Genomic DNA, 21,607 nt, shown 5'->3' with positions numbered 1-21,607 from the left:
AAAAAGCACCGCGGGGTGGAGCAGCCCGGTAGCTCGTCAGGCTCATAACCTGAAGGTCGTAGGTTCAAATCCTACCCCCGCAACCATCGTTTCCGACAATGCCCTCGCCATCCGCGGGGGCTTTGTCATTTCCGCGTCTCCCAACGCCAGAATACCCGGCAGATCACCGCTGAGCTCGATCCCGTGTCCATCGGGCGCGTCCGTGGCTGGAACCATCCGGATCCCGGAGATCAGGCTGCGCATCGCCTCGGCGGCTTGGACCCGAACCGCGGGGTACGGGAGGGCATGACCAGAGCGCCGATCTTCTGGTCGTAGAGTTAGTCTAGCTCGTGTGCATTCTTAGGACGGCCGGCCTTAGAGTCTCCGCAACCTGGGCTGTGAGGTTCCGCCTCCGAATCTTGAGCACTGCCATCGATTCCCTAGGTTCGATTAGACACCTCCATGACCGAAGTGTCCCGTGTCCGTGATCGCGCCTCGCTTGAACTCATAGCTGGACGTTTTGCAGCCTGTCTTCGCCTCCTTTCTTCAAGATCAGCGAATAGGGCGTCCGGGAGAGATGGGCTCTCCATTCAGCCTGCTTCCCAACCGCTGGAGTGCCCGCCGAAACGGGAGGCAAGTCCGAATTCTGTCCCCGCAATCCGGTCGCCCGTTGCGTCAGTTACGGCGATCCAGGAGGGGAGCGACGAGATCTGCGATGAGGGACGAACCTCGCAGCGAAGGATGGGTCCGGTCGTCGTCGAAGAGCGAGAGATCGTCGGACCGGAACACATCGTCCATATCCGCAAGATCGACCCCTGCATCGGCATCGGCCATGCGCTGGACGCGGGCCTCCAGCACCCGGTAGGGCGCTTCGCACGCAGTGCCTGCATACAGGGGAGTCGTATAGTAATCTGCCCACACGACGCGCGATCCGCGACGGCGCAGATCAGAAACAAGCGCGGGAATGGCGCCCTTGATCCCGTCCTCCGAAATGAGCTGGTCCAGCACCGGGCCGCAATCCGAACAATCGCAGGTACCGCGCAGGTCGTTGGCGCCTCCGTCGAGCACGATCCACTCGGCCGTCACGCCATCCAGTTGAAAGGGAATGTTGAAGGGGCCGACCCCCCCGAGCATCCGGGCGCCGGGCATGGAGAGGTCGCCTACCGGCTCTCCGAGCCTGGCGCTCAGTTTATCCGCGACCGAGGCGTCCTGATCGCGGTTCCATGCCATGACGGAATCGCCGGCGACCACGATGCGCGCCCCATCGGGCACTCCGCGACCGCAGGCCGCCAGCAGCAGCAGGGGAAGGACCAACCAGTGTTTCATGCAGGCATGACGTAAGACGCCGCAGCGCAGGATCAATTGAGTTGCGTCGGGGGCCGCCGCCCGTCGCGCGTGTCCTGCTCAGGTACCGACAGGCCATGCCTCGAAAGTGGCGGCCTTCAGTCCCGTTCCCCCCCGCCGACGAGGCCCAGTCGGGAGGCCATCAGCGTGGCCTCGGCGCGGCTGGCGATGCCGAGCTTGCGGTAGATGTTCTTGACGTGGCTGGCCACGGTGCTCTCGGCGACATCGAGGGCGAGGGCGGCATCAGCGATGCGCAGGCCACGGGCGATCAGGGACAGGACCTCGCGCTCGCGGCGGGTCAGGCTCCCGTCCAGTTCCTCGGACGGGCCGGTGCGCTGGAAATGCTCCATGATGCGCCGCGCGATGGGAGGGGAAATGGCCGGTATACCCTCCGTGATCTGGCGAAGCTGGCGCTCCAGCCGCGCCTCGGGCTCGCTCTTCAGAAGGTACCCTCGCGCACCGGCCGAAAGCGCACCGACGATCGCGGTATCGCTCGCCATCGCGGTCGTGACGACTGGGATCGCCTGTGGCCTGACGGCGACAAGACGGCGGATCACGTCGAAGCCGCTCCCGTCGGGAAGCCCCAGATCGACGAGGGCAAGATCGATCGGATCGCGCAGGCATGCTGCAAGGGCAGACCGGGTGTCCGCGCGCACCGCAAGTTCGGCGCGGGGAAAGACACGCGCCGCGAGGGCCGACATCCAGTCCCGCATCTCGTAATTGTCCTCGACAACGAGGATCCGCTCGATACCCATGTCAGGCTGCGGCGCGATCGGCGAGGCCGGATCCCAGCTTCGCCAGGATCTCGGTGCCCTCGGGCCCGGTCGCCAGATCGAACGCGCCGCCACCGGCTTCGAGGCGTGCGCGCATGTTTCGCAGGCCGTGCCCGTCCGGAGCCATCGCGCCGGCAAAGCCGTGGCCGTCATCGGCGATGAGCAGGGACAGCGCATCGGCAACGCCGGCGGGATGGACCCGCATGGCCGTTGCGCGCGAATGCTTGATGACGTTGCTCACGGCCTCGCGCAGGACGGCGCGCAGGGTGACGGCGCGCATGAAACCGATCCTGGCGCCTTCTCCGAGGGCGCTTGTCGGCCAGTCGAGGGCGATGCCGTGGGGTGCGAGGCGCTCGGCGGTCTCAAGCCGCATCTCCGCCAGGAGTTCGCCGAGATCGAAGGTACTGTCGAAGCCTTCGTTGATGATTGTCCGCAGGTCCGCGAGCGTATCGCGAAGCAGATCGTCCTTGCGCTCCTCGTCGGCGGCGTGAAGCGCCGAGAGGATCTGTGCGCCGATGTTGTCATGGACATCCCGGCTGATGCGATCCCGCTCCGTCCGCACGCCGGTTTCGAAGGCGCGACGGCTCTCTGTCGCGAGGTCCAGCAGACGGACAAGCTGGCGCCACGTGGCGATGTCGGAAGGTGCGAAGACGCGGCGCCCCCCTGCGGCGTAGGCGAGGCGCCGGGGCGGCAGGCCTGCGACGCCGGGCAATTCGAGAGCGAGGCCCGACTGGACGAGGCGGGGTTCGGGCCGGGTGGCCCCGTCCGGCTCGACCGGAGTCGCGCCGTAAAGCTCGGCCAGAAGCGCATCGTAGCGGATGTGGCGCCGTGTCTCGTCGGGGGCGAGGGCGATCTCGAGAATGGCGGGCATGTAGTCCGCGGAGGCGTCGAGACCGGGGCGCCGGACAAGTGTCCGGTGAAGCAGGAACTGCCTCAGTGGGAACCAGACGAGGCCCGCGAGGATCAGGGACAGCGCAAGCGAGACGTCCGAACGCGCGCCGAGCCAACCGATGAACAGAAGGTCGAGGGCGAAGACGGACAGCGACCCCCCAAGCCAGAGCCAGACGAGCCAGGCGTACCGGTCGAGGTCGAACAGGCGATAGCGCAGGAGCCCCAGCGCGAGCCCCACATGCATGATCGAGAAGAACCCGAAGGCGTAGCCCTGGCTGATGAGGGGCTCGTCCGTGAGGCCGAGCGCCGGCGGCGCCACGGACAGGAACACGAAGAGCGAGCAGCCGACGAGAGTGGCCACCAGAAACCAGCGCAGGCCCGCCCGGTCGAGCGGCTCGCCGCGGCTGCGAAACCATTGCAGGACGCCGAGGACGATGGCGCCGATCATCTGGCTGAGCACCGCCAGCGAGCTCCAGAGCGCCGGCGCGATCCAGAACATGTCGGCGACGATGAGCGCGCCGTAGGCGAGGACCGGAACGAGCAGCCAGCGTGGATGCCCGAGGGGACGCGGGTACATCATGAAGAGCCCGACGAGCGCGATCCCGAAGGACATCGCGCCCACATGGTTGATCGAGCTCAGCCAGCGGAACATCGTGCCATCCATCGCGATCGGCCGGGTCGAGTAGATCGCGGCGGACCATGCGAAGACGGGCACGAAAAGGCCCGTCGCGGCGAACATTCGCGCGCCCCAGTCTCTCGGCCGCAATGCGAGGACCCAGGCGCCGATCAGCACCGCGAAGATGCCGACGCCGATCTGGAACCAGAAGGCGCCGGGCAGGGGGGAGGCCATGCGCGCGACGGGGGCGTTCGGCGCTGTCACGACCTCCCCAGCAGGCGTTTCGTAGCGCAGGTCTGTGCCCGGGGTCCGCAGCGCCTCGAAAAGCCTGTCCTGCCTGTCGAAGAAGACCGCCCGCTCGCGCCAGCTGAGCAGGGTGTCCGGCTCCTCGATCAGGTCCGCCGCGCCGATCTCGATGCCGCCGGCGGAGAGAAGACTCGCCCCCGGCGGCAGGTCTGGCTCCGTGCGGGCCAACGCGGTCCAGATCACGAGGGCGGCGGCGAGAAGCGCAGCCAGGGCGGCGACGGCCAGAGCCGAGACGGGGGAAAGACGGATTTTACTCGTTACGAACATACCAAAGACCATCGCGCGTCTGGCCCCGAACGTCCCTCCCCGGAACGGGGGATGGTGCGGCGGCGAACGATTCCCAGAATTAACGCCACGGAAGAAAGCCGCGTCAACAGCGGCTCTCATGTAGGGATCAGTGAAATGAAACTATCGACCTTGGCAGTCGGGGCGCTCGTGACGGCGCTTGCGGCATGTGGAAGCGGTGGCGGCGGTGGCTTCACCAACGTCTCGAGCAGCGGCGGCTCCGGTGGGTCGAACGGTGGTGGCGGGTCCAACGGCGGTGGCGGATCGACCGGTGGCGGCACGGATGTCGAGGGCGCCGAGGGGCTTGGCAAGGTCGTGGAGCTTCGCGGTTTCGCGGCCCAGTCCGAGAAGAAGGCGCAGAACATCCCGGGTGCGCCTGTGACGATCTACGAGCTCGGGCCGCTGCCTTGGAACAATGCCGGCGGCAATGTGAGCGGTCCGGACGGCGTCATCACCGGTGAGGTCGATCTGACGAACGCCACCTTCGAAGGAAAGACCGGCCGGGACTACATCAAGGCCGGCGGCACGGCCAGCCTGACGCTCCAGGGAAGCCTGCCGGACGAGACGAACGCGACGGGCACCAGCGGGCTTGGACGGCCGTACTTCCAGGATCCCACCGCGCTTGACGTCTTCACCGTACGCCCTCGGGACGAGAACGGCGATGACGTAGAGGACTTCTTCGTCGTCGATTACGGAAAGAGCGTGGTGGATACACGGTTCAAGAACCAGACCGTCGCCATTCTCTACGGCGGGGACTTCTCGGAAGAAGCCGCATTGTCGGGCAAGCCCGCGACAGCGACCTACAGCCGCTCCGAGGGCGCCGAGATGAGCTATGTCGTCGGTCGCTCCCTGGAAGAACTCTCCGGTCCCGGACAGGCCTTTGCCGACGTCCGTCTCGACGTGGACTTCGCCAACTCGACCGTCAGCGGGCGGATCGACAACTTTGACAGATCGAGTGACCGGATCGGCGACGTCGCTCTCGAGAACGGCAAGATCTCCGGCGTCCACTATTCGGGCGGGGCGCGGCTCGTGCAAACCGGGACGAACACCTCCGCCGGCACGACGTCCAATGGTCACTTCGCCGGCTCCTTCATGGGCGACGATGCCTCGCGCACCTCGGGTGTCCTTCTGCTGAACGGCACCGCGCCGGACCCGAACGATGGTGGCGCCTCCAAGGCGTTCTCGATCACCGGCAACTACACCGCCGATCAACAGGCCCAGCCCTGATCGGCCGCGGGCCGGCCTTCTCCCGGGCCGGCCCGCCCCTTGAACCTCTCCAGAGGAGCCCCCGCCCCATGACCGGAGCTTTCCGCCCGTTCCTCGTCGCCCTGACGCTGGCGCTCGGCGTCCCGGCGGCCTCCTTCGCAGAGGCGGACGCCCCGACGATCCGGATCGAGACCAACCAGCAGGTCATCGCCCTGGTCCGTCTTCTCATTGCGGAGGGGCGCTACGACGAGGCGCGCGCGGCCATCGCGACCTGGCAGCCGGACCACCCCGATGCAGCCATCCGGCGTGCCTATGTCGAGGGGCTGATCGCAAGCGGGCAGGGGGACGAGATGCGCGCCGCCGGGATCTACCGTGCGATCCTCGCCGAACGTCCGGAGCTTGAACTCGCGCGCATGGAACTTGCCGGCGCGCTCTACCGCGCGGGCCGGGACGGCGCCGCACGCGGACAGGCGGAGCGCCTGATCGCCGCCGGTGTCGACGACCGCACCGGCGGCTCCCTCCAGCGGCTCGTCCGCTCCATCGACGACCGCCGCCCGGTCCGGGTCCGCGGCTTCCTCTCGGTCCTGCCCTCGACCAATGTGAACGGCGGGACGGACAACGAAACCGTGCCGCTGGGTGACCTCGAGGCGGACATCGATGAGGAAAGCCGCCGGGCGTCCGGCATCGGCATCGCAGCCGGGGCGCAGATCCTGGGCCGGGCGAAGCTGTCCGAAGAGACCGCGATCCTCTCCGATCTCACCCTTGAGGCGCGCCGCTGGGAAGAGATCGATCGCACGCTTCTACTGGGCAATGCCCGCATCGGGGTCGAACAGCGCTCCGACCGGGCCTCCGTCTATCCCTACCTGTCCTTTGGCGCACAAGCTCAGGACGGTGATGACACCTACCGATACCGCGGCATCGGCGCCGAACTGAACGTCCGCGCCGGAACGAACTGGCGCCTCTTCGCCGCTCCCGAATGGCGCGACGAGACCTTTCCGGACACCCCGGATCGCGACGGCCGGACGCTCTCCTTCGGTGTGCAGGCCGACCGGTTCGGCGGGGCCGACCGCTTCGTGCGGCTGATTGGCGGATATTCCGGCGCCCGGAAAGAGACCGAGCGCTACTCGTTCGACGAATGGCGCGTGGGACTTGGCGCCTACCGGGAGTTCCCGAGCGGGATCACGCTCTACGGCCAGGCGCTCTATGCCGAACGGGACTACAAGGGCGATTACCCCGGCCTCACCGAGCCGCAATCCGACCGGCGGACCGAGCTTCTCGCGACGCTGACCAAGCGGGATGTCGTGATCGCCGGCTTCGCGCCCCAGATCACCCTGACGCACAGTCGCAACCGCTCGAACGCCGCCTTCGATGACACCCGGGCGACCACCGCGGAGGTCCGGCTCACGCGGGACTTCTGACACGGCCCGCGCCGGTCGGGCGCCGACGATCTTTCCGATATCTCCCCTCGACCCGGTGCGATCGTTCTGCATGACGCGGGGCAGTCGAACGAGCTTCCCTATTTGCATCTCCCGGCTTGAGCTTCTCCGCCGCAAGCCGCAAATCCCTTGCGAATTCCATAGGATACAAGGACCAGGGAGCATGATGCTTCGCAATGCAGCCTTTGGCCTCGCCCTCGCGGCCGGCTTCGGTACGGCGCCCGCGACGGCGCAGGTGGATGAGATCCTCAACGTCTCGTACGACATCGCCCGCGAGCTCTACGCGGCGATCAATCCGGCCTTCCTCGATCAATACGAGGGCGGCGATCTGACCATCAACCAGAGCCATGCCGGCTCCTCGAAGCAGGCGCGCGGGATCCTTCAGGGGCTCCAGGCCGATCTCGTCACCTTCAACCAGGTGCTCGACATCCAGATTCTCGCCGATAACGGCTTCGTGGCGGAGGATTGGCAGGACCAGTTCCCGAACAACGCCTCGCCCTACTTTTCGCTGCCGGCGTTCATGGTGCGCGAGGGCAATCCCAAGGGGATCGAAAGCTGGGATGACCTTGCGGCCGACGACGTCTCGGTCATCTTCCCGAACCCCAAGACCTCGGGCAATGCGCGCTACACCTATCTCGCCGCCTGGGCCTATGCGCTGGACCAGAACGATGGCGACGAAGAGGCGGCGCGGGCCTTCGTCGACAAGCTGCTCGACAATGTCGAGGTGTTCGACACGGGCGGCCGCGGTGCGACGACGACCTTTACCGAACGCGGGATCGGCGATGTCCTCGTGACGTTCGAGGCCGAAGTGCTCAACATCGTGGATCAGACCCCCGGCTACGAGGCGGTGGTGCCCACGCAATCGCTGCTGGCGGAGTTCCCGGTCGCCGTGGTGGAACGCGTGGCGGAGCAGCGCGGCAGCGCGGAGATTGCACGGGATTACCTCGAGTTCCTCTACTCGACGCCGGGCCAGGAGATCCTCGCCAGCTTCAACAATCGCGTCCATGACGAGGCGGTCGTCGAGGCGAATGCGGACCGGTTCCCCGAGGTCGAGCTGTTCACTGTGGAGGATGTCTTCGGCTCGTGGCAGGAGGCGCAGGACACTCACTTCGCCTCGGGCGGCATCCTCGACCAGATGCTGCGCGACTGACCCGTCGCGCCCCCGCGCCGCAGGGTGCGGGGGCGCAAAAGGACGACGATGCCTGTTCTGCAGACCCCTCTGAAGCGCCTGCCGCGGCGCCGGCGCAGCCCTCTGCCGGGGCTCGGCCTCACGCTCGGCGTGACGGTCACCTTCGTCACGCTCATCGTGCTCCTTCCGCTTCTCGGTCTCGGCTGGCAACTCGGCCAGCTCGGCTGGTCAGACTACATCTTCGTGATGACGGACAGCCGGACGCTCGCGGCACTGCGGATCACGCTCACGGCGGCCGCGGCGGCGACGGTGGCCAACGGGCTCTTCGGGCTGCTTCTCGCCTGGGTTCTGGTGCGCTACCGCTTCCCCGGCCGGGCTGCTCTCGACGCGCTCGTCGATCTGCCCTTCGCATTGCCCACGGCCGTCGCCGGGATCGCGCTCGTGTCGCTCTATTCACAGAACGGCTGGATCGGTGCGCTGACCGCCCCCTTCGGTTTCGAGATCGCCTATAGCTGGGCCGGCATCGTGATCGCCATGATCTTCACCTCGGTGCCCTTCGCCGTCCGTGCGATCCAGCCCCTGATCGAGGAGTTGGACCCGGCCGAGGAGGCCGCCGCCCTGACACTCGGCGCATCGCGCTGGCAGATCTTTCGCGCCGTCACGCTGCCGCAGCTGATGCCCGGCATCCTGACCGGAACGGGGCTCTCCTTCGTGCGCTCGCTGGGGGAATTCGGCGCGGTGATCTTCATCGCCGGCAACATCCCGTTCGAAACCGAGATCGCCTCGCTCCTCATCATGATCCGTCTCGACGAGTTCGACTATCCGGCCGCTGCCGCGATCGCCGGAACGATGCTGGCGCTGTCGCTCATCCTCCTCGTCGCGATCAACATCGCGCAGACCCGGCTCTATCGCCGCTTCGAAACGGGGGCCTGAGATGACGCGACGCATCCTGATCGGTCTTGCCGTCCTTTTCGCAGCGCTCGTGATCGTTCTGCCCGTGGCCGCCATCGTGTCGCGCGCCTTCGCCGACGGGGCAGGCGCCTGGTGGGCGGCGGTGAGCGAGCCGGAGACGCTCCAGGCCGTGCGGCTGACCGTGATCACAGCGCTGATCGTCCTGCCGCTCAATATCGTCTTCGGCCTCTGCGCGGCCTGGGCCATCGCGCGCTTCCGGTTCCCCGGCCGCCGCGCGTTGCTGATCCTGATCGAGATTCCCTTCGCCGTCTCACCGATCATCGCCGGCCTGTGCTTCCTGCTGGTCTACGGCGCCTACGGACCGATCGGCGGGGCGCTCCAGCCCTGGGGCGTGCAGCTCATGTTCAATCTCACGGGCATCGTGCTCGTCTCCCTCTTCGTGACCTGTCCCTTCGTGGTCCGCGAGGTTCTGCCGGTGCTGTCGGTCACCGGGGAGGACGAGGAGAAGGCGGCCCTGACGCTCGGCGCGTCGGGCTGGCAGATCTTCCGCTTCGTGACCTTTCCGAACATCACCTGGGCGATGGTCTACGGAGCGATCCTCGCGACCGCGCGGGCCATCGGTGAGTTCGGTGCGGTCGCCGTCGTCTCCGGCGCGATCCGTGGCCAGACGATGACGCTGCCCCTGCAGATCGAGCTTCTCTACAACGACTACAACACGACCGGCGCCTTCGCGGCGGCGACGCTTCTGACGGCGCTCGCCCTCGTGACGCTGGTCCTCCGCGGCCTGATCGCCGCGATCCATCCCGCCCGCGGAGCCACGCCATGACGCTCGACATCGCTTCCATCTCGAAATCCTACGAGGGAACGCCCGTGCTGCGGGATGTGTCCCTGACCATCGCGGACGGCGAGTTCGTGGCTCTTCTCGGACCGTCGGGATCGGGCAAGACCACGCTTCTGAACGTCATCTCCGGACTGGTGACGCCGGACGAGGGACGCTTGACGCTGGACGGCACGGATATCACGGCGACGCCGGCCGGAGAGCGGCGCTTCGGCATGGTGTTCCAGAGCTACGCGCTCTTCCGGCACATGACCGTCGCGCAGAACGTTGCCTTCGGCTTGCGCGTGAGGACAGGGCGGGACCGCACCTCCCGCAAAAGCCGCGACGCACGGGTCGAGGAGCTTCTGGCGCTGATCGAAATGGAGAGCTTCGGCGACCGCTACCCGGCGCAGCTGTCGGGCGGTCAGCAGCAGCGGGTCGCGATGGCCCGCGCGCTCGCCATCGATCCGCGCCTTTTGCTTCTGGACGAGCCGTTTTCGGCGCTCGACGCCCAGGTGCGTCAGTCCCTCCGGGGCTCCGTCCGCGAGTTGCAGCAAAGGGTCGGCATCGCGTCGATCCTCGTTACGCACGATCAGGCCGAAGCGTTCGCCGTCGCGGATCGCGTCGTCCTCATGCGCGACGGCCGGATCGAGCAGGTCGGCACCGCCAGCGATCTGAGGGAGCGCCCGACCACCGATTTCGTGCGCGACTTCCTCGCCTCCTAGAGCGGGATTATTTCCCCAGGACTCCGAACCGGCATTCGTAAAGGCACCGGTGTTTCCTGCCCAAGCCCGTCCTACACTCCTTGTCGAACTCCGGACGCCCGCCCAAGGCCGGGTCTCCCTACCGCCTGCGGGGCGCCTGCGGACCGACGTTGTCGATTGAGACCTGAAATGTGTTGGGTCGCTATAGCTGACCCGAACTCTTCCTCGATAGCCTGCTCCTGTCGCTCCTCGAGAACAACTCGGGTGCGAACGTGTAGCGGGCGTTAGAGCGGATACTGTCCCCAATCCCGATTAGAATACCGGTCACGGCGATGCTCCGCTTTCGGGCGTTCCTGATGGTCAGAAAAGCGCGGGTGGAGGCCAGACGGGGCACGCAACCCCGTGCAGCGGCTCCTCGACTTCAGGATCGACACTCGGGACCGGCCCCCGCAGTCCCGAACAAGCCAATCCGGCGTCTCCTGAACGTCATACGTAATAGGATGGCTAACAGAGCCCTTTATGAGCCCTTTCCTTCATTAAGAACAGATTTGGCCGAAATGGTGAACTGTCCGAGGGGCTGGGCACGTCCATTCTGTTAACTGTTTGACTCATCAAAGCTCGCAATTTCGTACGAATCACATAGTCCATAAGTGTAAATGAAACGTAAGAGGCGAGACGGTCGGATGCGTAAATTTGTCTTGGTACTGGCGGGGATCTTCATGGGGAGTGCGGCGATGGCTCAAGGTTTCAGTGAAGATTTCGGCTCCCTGAAGAATGATCTCTGGCATGTGGCGGAGTACGACTTCGACCATCCGATGTTCGACACGGATTGGAGGACCGATCACGCGACGGTCGAGGACGGCCTGACCCTGCGTGTTGCTCCGCAAACGGGAAAGGCGAACGGCTTCACCGGCGGCTCCATCCGCCGGACCTTGCCCACGCATTACGGCCGGTACAGCGCAATCATCCATCCCGCGGCAGGGGAGGGGCTCGTTACCGGTTTCTTCACTTATACCGGTCCCGCCTACGGCACGCGTCACGACGAGATCGACATCGAGTTTCTGGGCAAGGACACGACCCGGCTTCATGCAGCATGGTTCGTCGATGGCGTGCTGAACTCTCGCTTCATCGATCTGGGTTACGATGCCGCTGCCGCGCCCCGCCTCTATGCCTTCGACTGGTTGCCGGACCGAATTCGCTGGTACGCCGATGGCGAGTTGATCCTCGAGATCACGGAAGCAGACGGCCCGCTTCCGCACGTCCCCGGAATGCTGTTCGCGAATCTCTGGGCGGCGGATCATTCCGTCGCGATCTGGTCGGGAAAGACCCGTCCCGATATCTCTGCCACGGCCCGGATGAATTGCGCGAGCTTTGCGCCCTGGACCGGATCGGGCTTTGACGCTCCTCGGCAGTCCTGCGACGGCGCGTCCGGTACCGAGCGTCTTGCATCGGCCAATCGCTGAGGTGTCGGCACTGCATGCGGCCGCCCTGCGCTGCAGGACCTCCATGCCGGTGCTGATTCTCAATGCAAGTTCCACCGCGATTCGCCTCTGATTCTGTCGCTCTCTCGTTCGTCTCGATCAGGGATAGACGAGAGGGTTTAACAGGAAGCTAAAGCAAGCCTTGCGGGAAAAATTTACTCAGCGCCAGCTGGAGACATGAGGCGTCGGCGCAGTCGAGACCGGGTGTTCGAATCGGCAAGCCCGTTGGCGTTTAGCCCCTCGGCGGACTGGAACTGCGCCAGGGCGGCCTGCGTCGCCGAATCATATCGCCCGGACGTCTGCGGCAGGTAACCCAGGATCACCAATCCGGTCTGAAGCGCCAGGAGCTCGGGTCCCTCCGGCGCGGCCACGATCTCGGGACGGACGATCACCGGGGGAACCGCAACGTTGGCCGGGGCCGCGACGGGGACCTCGGCGGAAACGGTAGAACCTACCGGTGCGCGTGACGCGGCCCGCGTTGCGGCGGGCGCAGGCGGCGCACTTGAGCTGCTGGCGATCACTGCCGGCGTGGGTGTGACGGTCGGGGCGGTGAGCCGCTCTGGCTCGATGTCGGTAGCGCGGCCAGAGGAGGAGACCGCGGCAACGGTTATCGGAGCCGGGCGCGCATCGGTCAGGCAGGACTGGTAGTCAACGCCGGAATGGCGGCCGAGGAGTCCGATGACCCCCAGTTCGATCAGGTTGCGCACCGCCTGGCTCTCGGATTCCAGCGAGGAGAACTCCAGCGTCAGGTCGAAGGGACGCAACTTGATCAGCCCCGCCGCGCCCGATTTCCAGCTGCGTCCGACGACGACCATGGAATTGGAGACGGACGCGCCCGGCAGGACCTGCCGCGTCTTGTAGTTCACCAGATGAAGATCGACCGTCACGACGCTCAGGGTACGCTTGCCGGACACGCCGACCGCCCCGGCCGTTTCATCAAGATCAGTCGAAGCGACGGTAAACCCCGCCTCCCGCTCGTGGACACCGCGATCGAGTTGAGAGATCGAGCCCCGAATGTAGTATTCCGGTTTCGGATCGCCCCGCTTGGTATTCTCGGCGACGATGACGTTGAGCCCTGTGCCGCGGACGTGGGTCTGATCGAGAAAAATGTAGGCGCCGCTGCTGCGGTTCATCTGGCTGATGGCATTGATCAGCATGTCGTCCGCGCCGATCGGCAGCTTGCGTGTGCGATCCGGGATATCGCTGGAGGACAGCGTCGTACGTCCGCCGCCGCGCGCGAGCAAAAGTCGATCCATGCAGGCCAGTGACTGGCTGAAGGAGGTGATGTTTCGCACCGGAGCGGCGTCCGGCCGCATCGTCCGGATGGCGGTCGCAGGCGATGGGCCACCGCAGCCGCCAGCGACGCCGATCAGAAGGCCGAACGCCCCCCACCTGCCGGCCCGGCCGAGCGTCTCGCGAAGGGAGGGCCAATGGCCGCAACTGGGTTTGTTAAGCGTCATGGGCTTTATGCGGTCTCGGTTTCCCATCGTTCGTTCCTGCTACAGCAACAAGCTTAAGGCTTCCTGAGCCCGGGCGAGGTTTCACGGCAGAAGCGGGCCGAACGCCTTGTAGTGCAGCGCCTCGAGCACGATGGCGTTGGTGTTGAGCGTAAGGATGTCGTTCGGCCGCCCATCGGCCTCGTACCGGCCCGCCGCCCATCCTCCGTCACCTGCAAGATCGGCAAGCTCGGCGCGCAAGAGGGCGGTATAGTCGGTGTCGTAGATCGCGTCCCAGCCGAAGGCGGCCTTCAGGCTGACGGTGCGCAGTTCGGGGAAGAACTCCCCATCCTCCGTGACGACCGCCCAGTCCGCGCCGTTGCTGAAGACCGAGCTGTAGAGAAAGCTCGGCTTCTGATTGATATGGTCTTCGGAGACGGCGGTCAGCTGCCCGGTTCGCGCATGGCGGCGCTCCTGCGCGCGGTAGATCGTTGCCGCAAGGCGGCCTGCCTCCGCATTGAAGCCCATTTCGAGGCCCTGAAGAATGTAGGGTTCGCTCAGGACGGGCGTGATCGCGCCGAAGCTTGCGGCGCTGCGCAGGTCGACGGCGACCTCGGTCCCCTCGATGCGGCGCCAGTCGATCACCCGTCCCGCAGAGATGGCCGAGGTGGCATCCAAGCCCCAGAGCGCAGCGGCGCGGGCGGCGTATTGCTCGTAGCCGATGCGTCCTTCCTGAAGATAGATCAGCCCGTCGGCCTCCCGCTGCGTGCCGATCAGTTCCCCTGCAACGGCCATTCCGTCGAGATGCCACCGCGAGAGGACGCCGCGGATCCAGTCCCGAAAACGCGGGTGATGCTCCTCGAGGACCCTGAGGGCCACGAGAAGTCGGCCCATGTCGATTGCCGACCAGCCGATGCCGTCCGGCGTCGCGCTGTTGCCGTAATCCACCATGGCGAGGGTGCGGGTGTGGTAGGCCTTGTTGGGCAATTGCCCGTCCACCAGGTCCATCGCCGTGAAACTCTTCAGCAGCTTGTCGGCGCGCCAGCCAAGCTCGGCGTCATCGATGATGTCGAGCTTCCGGGCCGCGACGAGGGCGAGGATGTAGGAGGCCTGATCCCACATCGTCGAGGAGGGGTATCCCGCGACGGAACTGACAAGGCCGGTGCCCGGATCGGTATTGGCCTTCATATAGCGCCACGCGATGACGGCCGCTTCGCGGTCGGCGGCATCGAGGGGGCGGGGCGGTTGCGCCACAAGCTCGGGCGGTTCGGTCAGGTCCAGCGCGGCCAGAGCGCGGGAGCCGAACCGACCGGCACCGTCCGCGGTGACGGCCAGACCGGTGGCGAGGACGAGACCGGCGAGAAACAGAAGGCTCGGGCGAAGCGAGAAGGAAGGCGTCATCGTCGGATCCTCGTCAGGGCGTGGCGGTCAGGGGCGGGGTGGGAAGCGAGGCGGAAGCGGGCGGGACCGATGGCGCGCCCGGCTCCGTATCGGGGCGCCAGAGCGCGGCCAGCGCGATCTGCCCAATGGCCAGCATGTTCCAGGCGAGCCAGAAGGCGTTCACCGCCACCATGGACAGCGCGTACCCTTCGGCCCCGGAGAGGTGCTGGACTATTCCCCAGCACAGCGCTCCGGCCATCAACCCGACGAGAACCACGTTTGGCATCACCCGCTTGAGAGACGGCGAGATGACAGGCGTCTTCGGCGTGGGCGGGAAGCGCGGGCGTCGTCCCCGCGCAACGGCCCACAGGGCGCGCACCTGGAGGGGCAGGGAGGCCACGCTCATCGCGCGGCCATGGTGGATGTTGTACCCCTTGCACGCCGCCAGCATGGCCAGCTCGTTCAGGACCAGCATGGGCATCAGGTGGAGGAAGAAGTCAGCCGAGTAAGCGTCGACAGGGGCGATTCCGAAGGCCAGCGCCACGGCCGGCGCCAGGAGCAGGACCGGCGCCCAGAGCGTGCCGAGATAGGACCAGAACGTCGCGGCATAGTGCAGCCGGGTGCGCCACGGCATGCCGCGCCGGAAAAGCGGATTGTCCCGCAGCATGATGTCGAAGGTGCCGCCGGCATATTTCAGACGCTGGGTGCTCCAGGCGTCGATCGACCAGGGCGAGAGCATCCGGCACTCGATCTGGGGATGATAGACGGATCTCCACCCCGAGGCGGCGTCCGAATGCAGGTGGATCGAGGTCAGGATGTCTTCGGACACGTGATAGCGGTACGGCTGCATCGGGGTCCGCCGCAGGACGGGCGCGGAGAGGGCGCCCCGGCGAAAAAAGCGGGCCGCAAGCCGGTCGAGAAGGCGACGCTGATGCCCGAGGGCGCCCTGGAAGACGGCGTCGCGGCGGTGGATCGATCCAGCTCCGCAGCAGAACGAGGCGCCGTTGCGGTTCCTCCGCCGCTGGATCACGTCGAAGAACAGCATGGCATCGGAGCGGAAGGGATCGGCCCCGACGCGGTCCATACCGGTCAGTCGCCGCATCAGCGGCGCGAGGCGCGATGCGGGCCGGGCCAGACGCCGGCCGGCCCGGCGCGCGAGCCAGTCCTCCCACGGTGTGCCCTCGGGGATGTCGTAGAACCAGTGCGGCGTCTGCACCCATGCGACGCCGGGATCGCGGAAGTACCCCATCGTGTTGAGCAGGAAGCTCGGCAGGACGCGGGTGTCGGCGTCGCAGATCACGACAAAATCGCCGGCCGTGCGGAACAGCGCGTTGCGCAGGTTGCCCGCCTTGAAGCCCACGTTGTCGTCGCGCCGGAAGTATCCCACCCCTTCACGACGCGCGAGCGCCGCCATCTCGGCGCGGTCGCCGTCGTCGCAGAGATGGATGCGCAGCACGGTGCCCTCAGGCACCCGCAGCTGCCGCGCCGCCGCGATCGACGGGGCGACCACCTCCACCTCCTCGTCGTAGCTGGTGATGAAGAGATCCACTTCGATCGGACCGTCCCCTTCGAGCCCCGCTTCCGAGCGAAGGGCCGGGGCCGGCAATTGCGGAGTGTCGCCTTCGCGCCAGATGTCGTGGAAGAACAGGAAGGTGCCGAGTAGGCCGAGCGTCTCGGCCGAGGCGACGAGCACCGAGAACGCCATCGCATCGGGGTTGAGCGACGAGGTCCAGCGCCAGACGAGGTACCAGATCCCGCAGCCGATGGTCGCCCCGGCAAGCAGATGCCAGATCTGTTGTTGCCGCGCCGAATGCGGCGGGACCTGCGGCGGAAAGCGGTTTTCGTACCGGCGGAAATAGGGTGTCATCGATGTCGCTCCCTGCTGCATCATCGGTCGGACGGCGGCGCAATGCCGTTGGCATCCAGCCAGGCCTCGGCCAGGGCGGCCGCGATATCGTGAAGCTTGCCGGCCTCCTGTCTCGGCTCTTCCATTCCGGCGCCCTTGATCGACATCGACCAGCTCCCCGCACGGACCTTCAGGCTCGGATCGCGCGTCATCACGGCGGTCTGCGTGAGCGAGGCGAAGCCCGAATAGCTGTAGCCACAGGCATCGGCCGGATCGCCGAAGGAGGCGGAGAGGGCTAGCTGAGGGGCGCCGGGCAGGGCGGCGGCTTCCTGCGGCGTCACAACCTCGAGACCCGCCTCCCCCAGGATACGGACAAAGGCGTTATGCAGGTCCGCGCCGAACGTATCGGGAAGGCCGGGCGGCGCCGAAATTTGGGTCGCGTCGAGGCCGACCTGCGTCAGGCCCTTCAGTGTCGCGCCCTTCTCGGCCATGGGCAGTGCCTCGAGATCGCCGAGGTCCGGCGCGGCGGGGGCCGCGCCGGAATCGCAGATCTGCGGAGCGGCCGAAGGTGATGCGTGCCGCATGGTGGCAAAGAGCCTGCGTACGGTCGCGGTTTCGCCCGGCTCGAAGGGGCGGCTTTCGTAGGATCTGAGGGCCGGGCAGCTGGCAGCCCCGGTGCAGGACGGATCGGGCCGGGCCTGTTCCTGCAGGATCCAGAAGCTCTCCGTATGTCTCTCCTGCGCACAGGCGGGGGCAGCAGAGGCGACGGAGGCCAGCAGGAGGAGGCGCAGTATCGGTGTCATCGGCATGGCATCCTCAGGCACTTCGGCGGGCGGTACGCCAGGATCCGCGGTCCTGCGGGGAGGCCTCCTGCGGGAGCGGCGCCCTGTCCCGGCCGGTTCCGGTGAGATCGAGATGACGCGTCGGGCCCGCGAGTACGCGGTAGAGGCGGCTCCCCTCGGCGAGCCGCGTTCCGGCTTCGACCATGCTGTGGGAGACGCGACTGTTCCGCCCGATTACCGCGCCGGCTCCGATGACGCAGGGTCCATGCAGGTCCGCTCCGGCCTCGATCACCGCGCCTGCGCCGACATGGCAGGGCCCGTTCAACCGCGCCCGGCGCGAGATATCCGCCCCATGAGCGACCCAGAGGCCCGGCCGGACGCGCTGACTGGCGGGCAGTATCCCCGGCAGGTTGCCTTCGAGCGCGGCCCGCATCGCACCATGATACTCCTCTGCGCTGAAGATCGTGCGCCAGCGGAAGGCCCCGGTGTAGGCGCTCACATGCCCGCCGGACGCGATCAGACGCGGCAGCAGTCCGGTTGCGAGCCCGCCCCCGGCAATGTCTCCGAGCCGGTTCAGGATGTCCGCGCGGATGATGTAGATGCCAGTCTCGGCGCGCGCGGTGTTTGCCGCCGGATCGATCCCGGTGACCCGGCCCGCGCCGTCGCTCACCAGCCGAACACCATGTCGCGGCCCTCCGAGGCAGGCGGCGGCGACGGTCACGTCGGCGCCGCGCTGTCTGTGCCATGCCGCCATGGCGCCGAGGTCCGGGCCGCCGAGGATGGGGCCCGCAACGACCACGACATCGCCGCCGAAAGCCGCGTGGCGCGTGGCCATGCCGGCCAGCGTCTCGACGGCTCCGCTCTCTCGGGGCGCGCTCACGGCGCTGCAGAAGAACTGTGCCTGTCCCGGAACCGGGTTCTCATGCAGGTGGGCGGGCAGTTCCTTGTCCGGATCCGCGGCATCGATGAGGACGTCGCCGAGTCCGAACCGTGCGAGATGCTTCAGCTGGTGCGTCAGAAGCGGCTGGCCCGCGATGTCGAGGAGCGGCGCCGGCGGGCCGCCGGGAACCGGGCCGGGTTGGCCCGCGCCGCACAGAATCACGGCGCGGTGGTTGCACAGCTGCAGCGCCCGGAAGGGAGGGTCCGCCAGGGCGCTTGCGGCGTCGTCGTGACAGGGCAGGATCCCGCCAAGCCCGGCCTTTTGCAGATGGCGTCGCGTCTTGTCCCCGAGGCCGCAGAAGGTAAGACGCAGACGATCACCGTAGCGGCCGTAGAGTTCGACCAGGGACGCGGTGCCCGACGCGCTTGCCCCCGTCATCGCCGACAGATCGATGATGGCGGCCGACACGCCGCGGGCCAGGGCTTCGTCACAGACGCGCCCGATGGCCTCGATGGCACTCATGCGCAGCGTGGTGCCCCTGAGGCGAAGGTGGATCAGACGCAGGGAAAGATCTTCGACCGAGACCAGCATCGGGATACTCCGGATTGAGGGATCAGGCGGCGGTAGCCGTGCGGAAGCGGCGCGGGAGGGGCAGGGCCCCCAGTCCGATCGTCCAGGCAAGCGGCGGGCAGCGTCCGATCAGCCAGACGAGGGCGGAGGTGCCACTAAGGGCGATCCCGATCTTCACACCGACCTGCAGGATCGGGCTCAGAGGCACGCCGGCGATCGCAATTTCTGCCAGGTCGAGGAAGATCGGATGGCAGAGATAGATCCCGAACGCATAGGGCGCGGCCACGCTGATCCACCCGGGCCATCGCCGCCCCGCGAGACACATGCAGATCGCGAAGAGCACGATCGGCATCAGGTAGTCGGCCCAGTAGCCGGCGGCGAATCCGTACGGCCACTCGCCCTTCTGCACGGTGAGCCACGTCGCCGCGAGCTTGGCGAGAAAGAGTGCGGCGCCGGCAAACAGAAGGGGCGGCACCCACGCCTCTCGCGCGTCCGCCGGATCGGCCAGCGCGCCGCTCCTCCGCCAGAGGCCAAGGAACGCGCCGGCCACCATGCCGTACCCGACATAGGTCAGGCACTTCACGAACCGTACGATCCAGGACAGGGCTTCGGTGTCCCAGAAGGTGGAATAGACGAACCCGTCCAGCTCCCGCTTCAGGGCCAGCGATGCCAGGACCCCGAGGCCGAGGATGGGTTGCTTCACGGCAAGCCGGAAGAGCGGATAGGCCAGGATGATGCCGAAGAGGGTCGGTATGAAGTGCATGTGGTACTTCGACCCGCCGAGGAGCAGGTACCGCGCCCAGATGACCGGATCGGCGAGTTCGGCACGCAAGGCCGTGCCGTAGCCGAACGCGTCGGCTTTCAGGAGACTGTAGAAGGCATAGAAGATCGTCCAGAACCCGAAGGGCACGAGGAGGCGGCGCGCCTGGTCGGCAATGACCCTCGAATAGGACCGCGGCCGGCGGTCCAGCGACATCAGGAGCAGGAACAGCGCTATGATGATGAAGAGTTCGGTGCGCGCGACGTAGATCACCGCGCGCACCAGCATCGGCGCAATCCGTTCGACTTCGGAATAGCCGACGAACGGCTGCCCATTGGCATCCGCTGTCGCATGCAGTCCGATCATCGACACGCCCGCGGTCAGCCGCAATGTATCGAGCCAGACATAACGTTCCGTTTGCGCCATTTGCTTCCCCAATCCCCTCACAGGATCCACACGTCACGGCGATCAGGTTTGGCAGCGGGGGGCTAATTAAATCTGAACGGCATCAGTCGGTTGGCGATTTCATTCCCAGCAACTTTAGAGTTTCGGATTTCCTGAAAATTGCGAATTCATTCGCCCGGGATGCGCCTGAGGAATATCACTGGATTAACGATACCTTATGTCCCGTCCCCCTATCGCGGAGACAAAGGAAAGGAATCCGATGTCTCTCGTTCGTCTGATCAGCACCGCCATGCTCGCACTCGGCCCGTTGCCGTCATTCGCCAGTGATGCGCTGTCGGCGCAGGATTGCGCCGCTCTCTGGCAGGCCTACGGCGTCGCCCACGCCTCCTGCCGCGAGGCGCTGGGCGGGCGGAAGGCCGATCCTCCGTCGGCGGAGGCCGTGCCCGAAACGGCGCCCCTTGTCCCATCGACGCCCCCCGTCGCTCCCGGCGGCCTGACCCGGCAGGAACGACAGGACAATCTCGTCTTCTCGGCCGGCAATGCCGTGATCGACCAGGGTATGAGCGAGCAGCTCGACCGTCTGGCGGGCGTGCTGGAAACGCCGCCGCTCGAGGAGGCGTGCCTGCGCCTCGTCGGACATGCGAACCGCACCGCCGGTGACGACCGGGCCGCCAATGTGCGCCTTGCCCAGGACCGGGCCGAAGCGGTCGCGGATGCGATCCGCGCGCGGCTCTCGAAGCCCGGCCGGATCCGCGAGGTCACGAATGTCGGCGACCATCAGCCGTTGCCGGGCCGGCCCGTGAGCGCGCCCCTGAACCGCCGCGTGACGATCTACGCCCGCCGCTGCCCTTGAGGCGGCCGGCTCAGAGCTCCGTTGCTCCGAGCGGGATCGCCTGCGCGCCCGGACCGGTCTCGTCTTTCGTCAGGCCGGCCTGCACGAGGTCCGCAAGGCCCGGCCAGCGCCGCGCATCGCGGCCGGTGCGGGCCTCATGCGTTTCGATCCAGGCAAGGTAATCGATGACATCGGCCAGCCCCGCGAGGGTCAGTTCCCTGTCGCGATAGTCAGGCTCCTCGATGATCAGGCGGACCTGCCGCTCCGACAGCCGCGCGACGAGCGCTTCCGGCACCGGACGGGCAAAGAGGCCGTCGAGATCTACCCGTCGGCGACCGTCATCCAGAAGAATGCGCGCACCGGGTGTGATGGGCCCCAGAAGCCAGGGAGCTCGCGCCCCATCGAGCCGCAGGACAATACCCGGGCCTCGGGCGACGCAGCCCCTGAGCGGCACCCGGCAGCTCACCGTCCAGGCCGCGCGCCGGAGCCCGTCCTCGACGGTGACAAACCGCGCGGTTCCCTCTGCGGCGATCTGCGCAAAGAGATGCCAGCCCGGGTCCGGCGAGCGGGCGGGGGCGGCGCCGAGTGAGGCCAACCCCAGTCCACCGAGGGCCGCCAGCGCAATCGAGGACCACCGCGCGCGCCGGCTTGTGCGCTTCAGAAGACCCCTGCCGGCACGGATGACATGCATCGCGCCGGCGGACACGCGACGCTGCGCTTTCTCGAACGCAAGGCCTGACGGCAGATGCGATAGGGTCCTGAGCATGGCGATCCTCCTTTGCGAGACAGGAGGATGCGGCGGCGCGGGGTGCAGGGCCAAGGCCTCATCGCGGCGTG

Annotated in this window: 18 protein-coding genes and 1 tRNA gene; 9 read left to right on the top strand and 10 right to left on the bottom strand. The window is 66.9% G+C overall.

Features of this window, described 5'->3' with window-relative positions; genetic code table 11:
* The first annotated feature begins 9 nt into the window (after positions 1-9).
* Positions 10-86, top strand: a tRNA-Met gene (locus DQG15_RS09415).
* Positions 87-654: 568 nt separating this feature from the next.
* Here DQG15_RS09415 and DQG15_RS09410 read toward each other — a convergent pair.
* The 3 genes from DQG15_RS09410 to DQG15_RS09400 all read right to left on the bottom strand — a co-directional run bounded on the left by DQG15_RS09410 (position 655) and on the right by DQG15_RS09400 (position 4,176).
* Entirely contained in the window at positions 655-1,341 is a 687-nt protein-coding gene (locus DQG15_RS09410) for an SGNH/GDSL hydrolase family protein (protein WP_370454174.1), read from the bottom strand.
* 80 nt (positions 1,342-1,421) lie between these two features.
* Entirely contained in the window at positions 1,422-2,078 is a 657-nt protein-coding gene (locus DQG15_RS09405; protein ID WP_116084668.1) for a response regulator transcription factor, read from the bottom strand.
* 1 nt (position 2,079) lies between these two features.
* On the bottom strand, positions 2,080-4,176 hold the full coding sequence (locus DQG15_RS09400) for a sensor histidine kinase (protein ID WP_116084666.1): 2,097 nt from the start codon (positions 4,174-4,176) through the stop codon (positions 2,080-2,082).
* A 135-nt stretch (positions 4,177-4,311) separates the two neighbouring features.
* Here DQG15_RS09400 and DQG15_RS09395 point away from each other — a divergent pair, with 135 nt between their 5' ends.
* The 7 genes from DQG15_RS09395 to DQG15_RS09365 all read left to right on the top strand — a co-directional run bounded on the left by DQG15_RS09395 (position 4,312) and on the right by DQG15_RS09365 (position 11,861).
* Positions 4,312-5,421: a transferrin-binding protein-like solute binding protein gene (locus DQG15_RS09395; RefSeq protein WP_116084665.1), complete on the top strand. Its 1,110-nt coding sequence runs from the start codon at positions 4,312-4,314 to the stop codon at positions 5,419-5,421.
* A 68-nt stretch (positions 5,422-5,489) separates the two neighbouring features.
* Positions 5,490-6,818: a surface lipoprotein assembly modifier gene (locus DQG15_RS09390; RefSeq protein WP_116084663.1), complete on the top strand. Its 1,329-nt coding sequence runs from the start codon at positions 5,490-5,492 to the stop codon at positions 6,816-6,818.
* A gap of 184 nt (positions 6,819-7,002) precedes the next feature.
* A complete protein-coding gene (gene cysP, locus DQG15_RS09385) occupies positions 7,003-7,986 on the top strand; it encodes a thiosulfate ABC transporter substrate-binding protein CysP (RefSeq protein WP_370454176.1) in 984 nt (327 codons plus the stop codon).
* Positions 7,987-8,034: 48 nt separating this feature from the next.
* Positions 8,035-8,898: a sulfate ABC transporter permease subunit CysT gene (gene cysT / locus DQG15_RS09380; protein WP_116084660.1), complete on the top strand. Its 864-nt coding sequence runs from the start codon at positions 8,035-8,037 to the stop codon at positions 8,896-8,898.
* Between the two features lies 1 nt (position 8,899).
* Positions 8,900-9,703 carry a sulfate ABC transporter permease subunit CysW gene (gene cysW / locus DQG15_RS09375; RefSeq protein WP_116084658.1) on the top strand — a complete coding sequence of 268 codons (804 nt, stop codon included), beginning with the start codon at positions 8,900-8,902 and terminating at the stop codon, positions 9,701-9,703.
* Positions 9,700-10,419, top strand: coding sequence for an ABC transporter ATP-binding protein (locus DQG15_RS09370; RefSeq protein WP_116084657.1), 720 nt, complete (start codon positions 9,700-9,702; stop codon positions 10,417-10,419). The genes cysW and DQG15_RS09370 overlap by 4 nt, the downstream gene beginning before the upstream one ends.
* A gap of 713 nt (positions 10,420-11,132) precedes the next feature.
* Positions 11,133-11,861 carry a family 16 glycosylhydrolase gene (locus DQG15_RS09365; RefSeq protein ID WP_157968951.1) on the top strand — a complete coding sequence of 243 codons (729 nt, stop codon included), beginning with the start codon at positions 11,133-11,135 and terminating at the stop codon, positions 11,859-11,861.
* Positions 11,862-12,034: 173 nt separating this feature from the next.
* Here DQG15_RS09365 and DQG15_RS09360 read toward each other — a convergent pair whose 3' ends face one another.
* The 6 genes from DQG15_RS09360 to DQG15_RS09335 form a co-directional block, all read right to left on the bottom strand.
* Entirely contained in the window at positions 12,035-13,339 is a 1,305-nt protein-coding gene (locus DQG15_RS09360) for a peptidoglycan-binding protein (RefSeq protein WP_157968950.1), read from the bottom strand.
* A gap of 81 nt (positions 13,340-13,420) precedes the next feature.
* Positions 13,421-14,716, bottom strand: coding sequence for a DUF3131 domain-containing protein (locus tag DQG15_RS09355; protein ID WP_116084652.1), 1,296 nt, complete (start codon positions 14,714-14,716; stop codon positions 13,421-13,423).
* Positions 14,717-14,729: 13 nt separating this feature from the next.
* On the bottom strand, positions 14,730-16,562 hold the full coding sequence (locus DQG15_RS09350; protein ID WP_157968949.1) for a glycosyltransferase: 1,833 nt from the start codon (positions 16,560-16,562) through the stop codon (positions 14,730-14,732).
* A 20-nt stretch (positions 16,563-16,582) separates the two neighbouring features.
* The gene (locus DQG15_RS09345) at positions 16,583-17,344 is read right to left on the bottom strand and encodes a hypothetical protein (protein ID WP_116084649.1); all 762 of its coding nucleotides are present in this window, start codon (positions 17,342-17,344) and stop codon (positions 16,583-16,585) included.
* Positions 17,345-17,357: 13 nt separating this feature from the next.
* Entirely contained in the window at positions 17,358-18,794 is a 1,437-nt protein-coding gene (locus DQG15_RS09340; RefSeq protein ID WP_116084647.1) for an STAS domain-containing protein, read from the bottom strand.
* Between the two features lie 22 nt (positions 18,795-18,816).
* Entirely contained in the window at positions 18,817-19,959 is a 1,143-nt protein-coding gene (locus DQG15_RS09335; RefSeq protein WP_116084646.1) for an acyltransferase, read from the bottom strand.
* Between the two features lie 238 nt (positions 19,960-20,197).
* On the opposite strand from DQG15_RS09335, the gene DQG15_RS09330 reads away from it, so the two are divergent.
* Positions 20,198-20,791 (top strand): OmpA family protein, encoded by a 594-nt coding sequence (locus DQG15_RS09330; protein WP_157968948.1) that lies wholly within the window; start codon positions 20,198-20,200, stop codon positions 20,789-20,791.
* A 10-nt stretch (positions 20,792-20,801) separates the two neighbouring features.
* Here the strand turns inward: DQG15_RS09330 and DQG15_RS09325 are convergent, their stop codons facing one another.
* Positions 20,802-21,536 (bottom strand): hypothetical protein, encoded by a 735-nt coding sequence (locus tag DQG15_RS09325; RefSeq protein ID WP_116084642.1) that lies wholly within the window; start codon positions 21,534-21,536, stop codon positions 20,802-20,804.
* Positions 21,537-21,607 lie beyond the last annotated feature (71 nt).

The sequence above is a fragment of the Tropicimonas sp. IMCC34011 genome (assembly GCF_003390865.1).
GTDB lineage: Bacteria > Pseudomonadota > Alphaproteobacteria > Rhodobacterales > Rhodobacteraceae > Tropicimonas_B.
Note: the sequence above shows the minus strand (reverse complement) of the source record. Positions and strands in the feature narration are given on the sequence as shown.

Coding starts and splice junctions, on each gene's coding strand:
- DQG15_RS09345 (WP_116084649.1), bottom strand. CDS start 17,344: ATGACACCGATACTGCGCCTCCTCCTGCTGGCCTCCGTCGCCTCTGCT.
- DQG15_RS09365 (WP_157968951.1), top strand. CDS start 11,133: ATGGCTCAAGGTTTCAGTGAAGATTTCGGCTCCCTGAAGAATGATCTC.
- DQG15_RS09325 (WP_116084642.1), bottom strand. CDS start 21,536: ATGCTCAGGACCCTATCGCATCTGCCGTCAGGCCTTGCGTTCGAGAAA.
- DQG15_RS09355 (WP_116084652.1), bottom strand. CDS start 14,716: ATGACGCCTTCCTTCTCGCTTCGCCCGAGCCTTCTGTTTCTCGCCGGT.
- DQG15_RS09360 (WP_157968950.1), bottom strand. CDS start 13,339: ATGACGCTTAACAAACCCAGTTGCGGCCATTGGCCCTCCCTTCGCGAG.
- cysT (WP_116084660.1), top strand. CDS start 8,035: ATGCCTGTTCTGCAGACCCCTCTGAAGCGCCTGCCGCGGCGCCGGCGC.
- DQG15_RS09340 (WP_116084647.1), bottom strand. CDS start 18,794: ATGCTGGTCTCGGTCGAAGATCTTTCCCTGCGTCTGATCCACCTTCGC.
- DQG15_RS09405 (WP_116084668.1), bottom strand. CDS start 2,078: ATGGGTATCGAGCGGATCCTCGTTGTCGAGGACAATTACGAGATGCGG.
- DQG15_RS09390 (WP_116084663.1), top strand. CDS start 5,490: ATGACCGGAGCTTTCCGCCCGTTCCTCGTCGCCCTGACGCTGGCGCTC.
- cysP (WP_370454176.1), top strand. CDS start 7,003: ATGCTTCGCAATGCAGCCTTTGGCCTCGCCCTCGCGGCCGGCTTCGGT.
- cysW (WP_116084658.1), top strand. CDS start 8,900: ATGACGCGACGCATCCTGATCGGTCTTGCCGTCCTTTTCGCAGCGCTC.
- DQG15_RS09350 (WP_157968949.1), bottom strand. CDS start 16,562: ATGACACCCTATTTCCGCCGGTACGAAAACCGCTTTCCGCCGCAGGTC.
- DQG15_RS09335 (WP_116084646.1), bottom strand. CDS start 19,959: ATGGCGCAAACGGAACGTTATGTCTGGCTCGATACATTGCGGCTGACC.
- DQG15_RS09395 (WP_116084665.1), top strand. CDS start 4,312: ATGAAACTATCGACCTTGGCAGTCGGGGCGCTCGTGACGGCGCTTGCG.
- DQG15_RS09330 (WP_157968948.1), top strand. CDS start 20,198: ATGTCTCTCGTTCGTCTGATCAGCACCGCCATGCTCGCACTCGGCCCG.
- DQG15_RS09400 (WP_116084666.1), bottom strand. CDS start 4,176: ATGTTCGTAACGAGTAAAATCCGTCTTTCCCCCGTCTCGGCTCTGGCC.
- DQG15_RS09370 (WP_116084657.1), top strand. CDS start 9,700: ATGACGCTCGACATCGCTTCCATCTCGAAATCCTACGAGGGAACGCCC.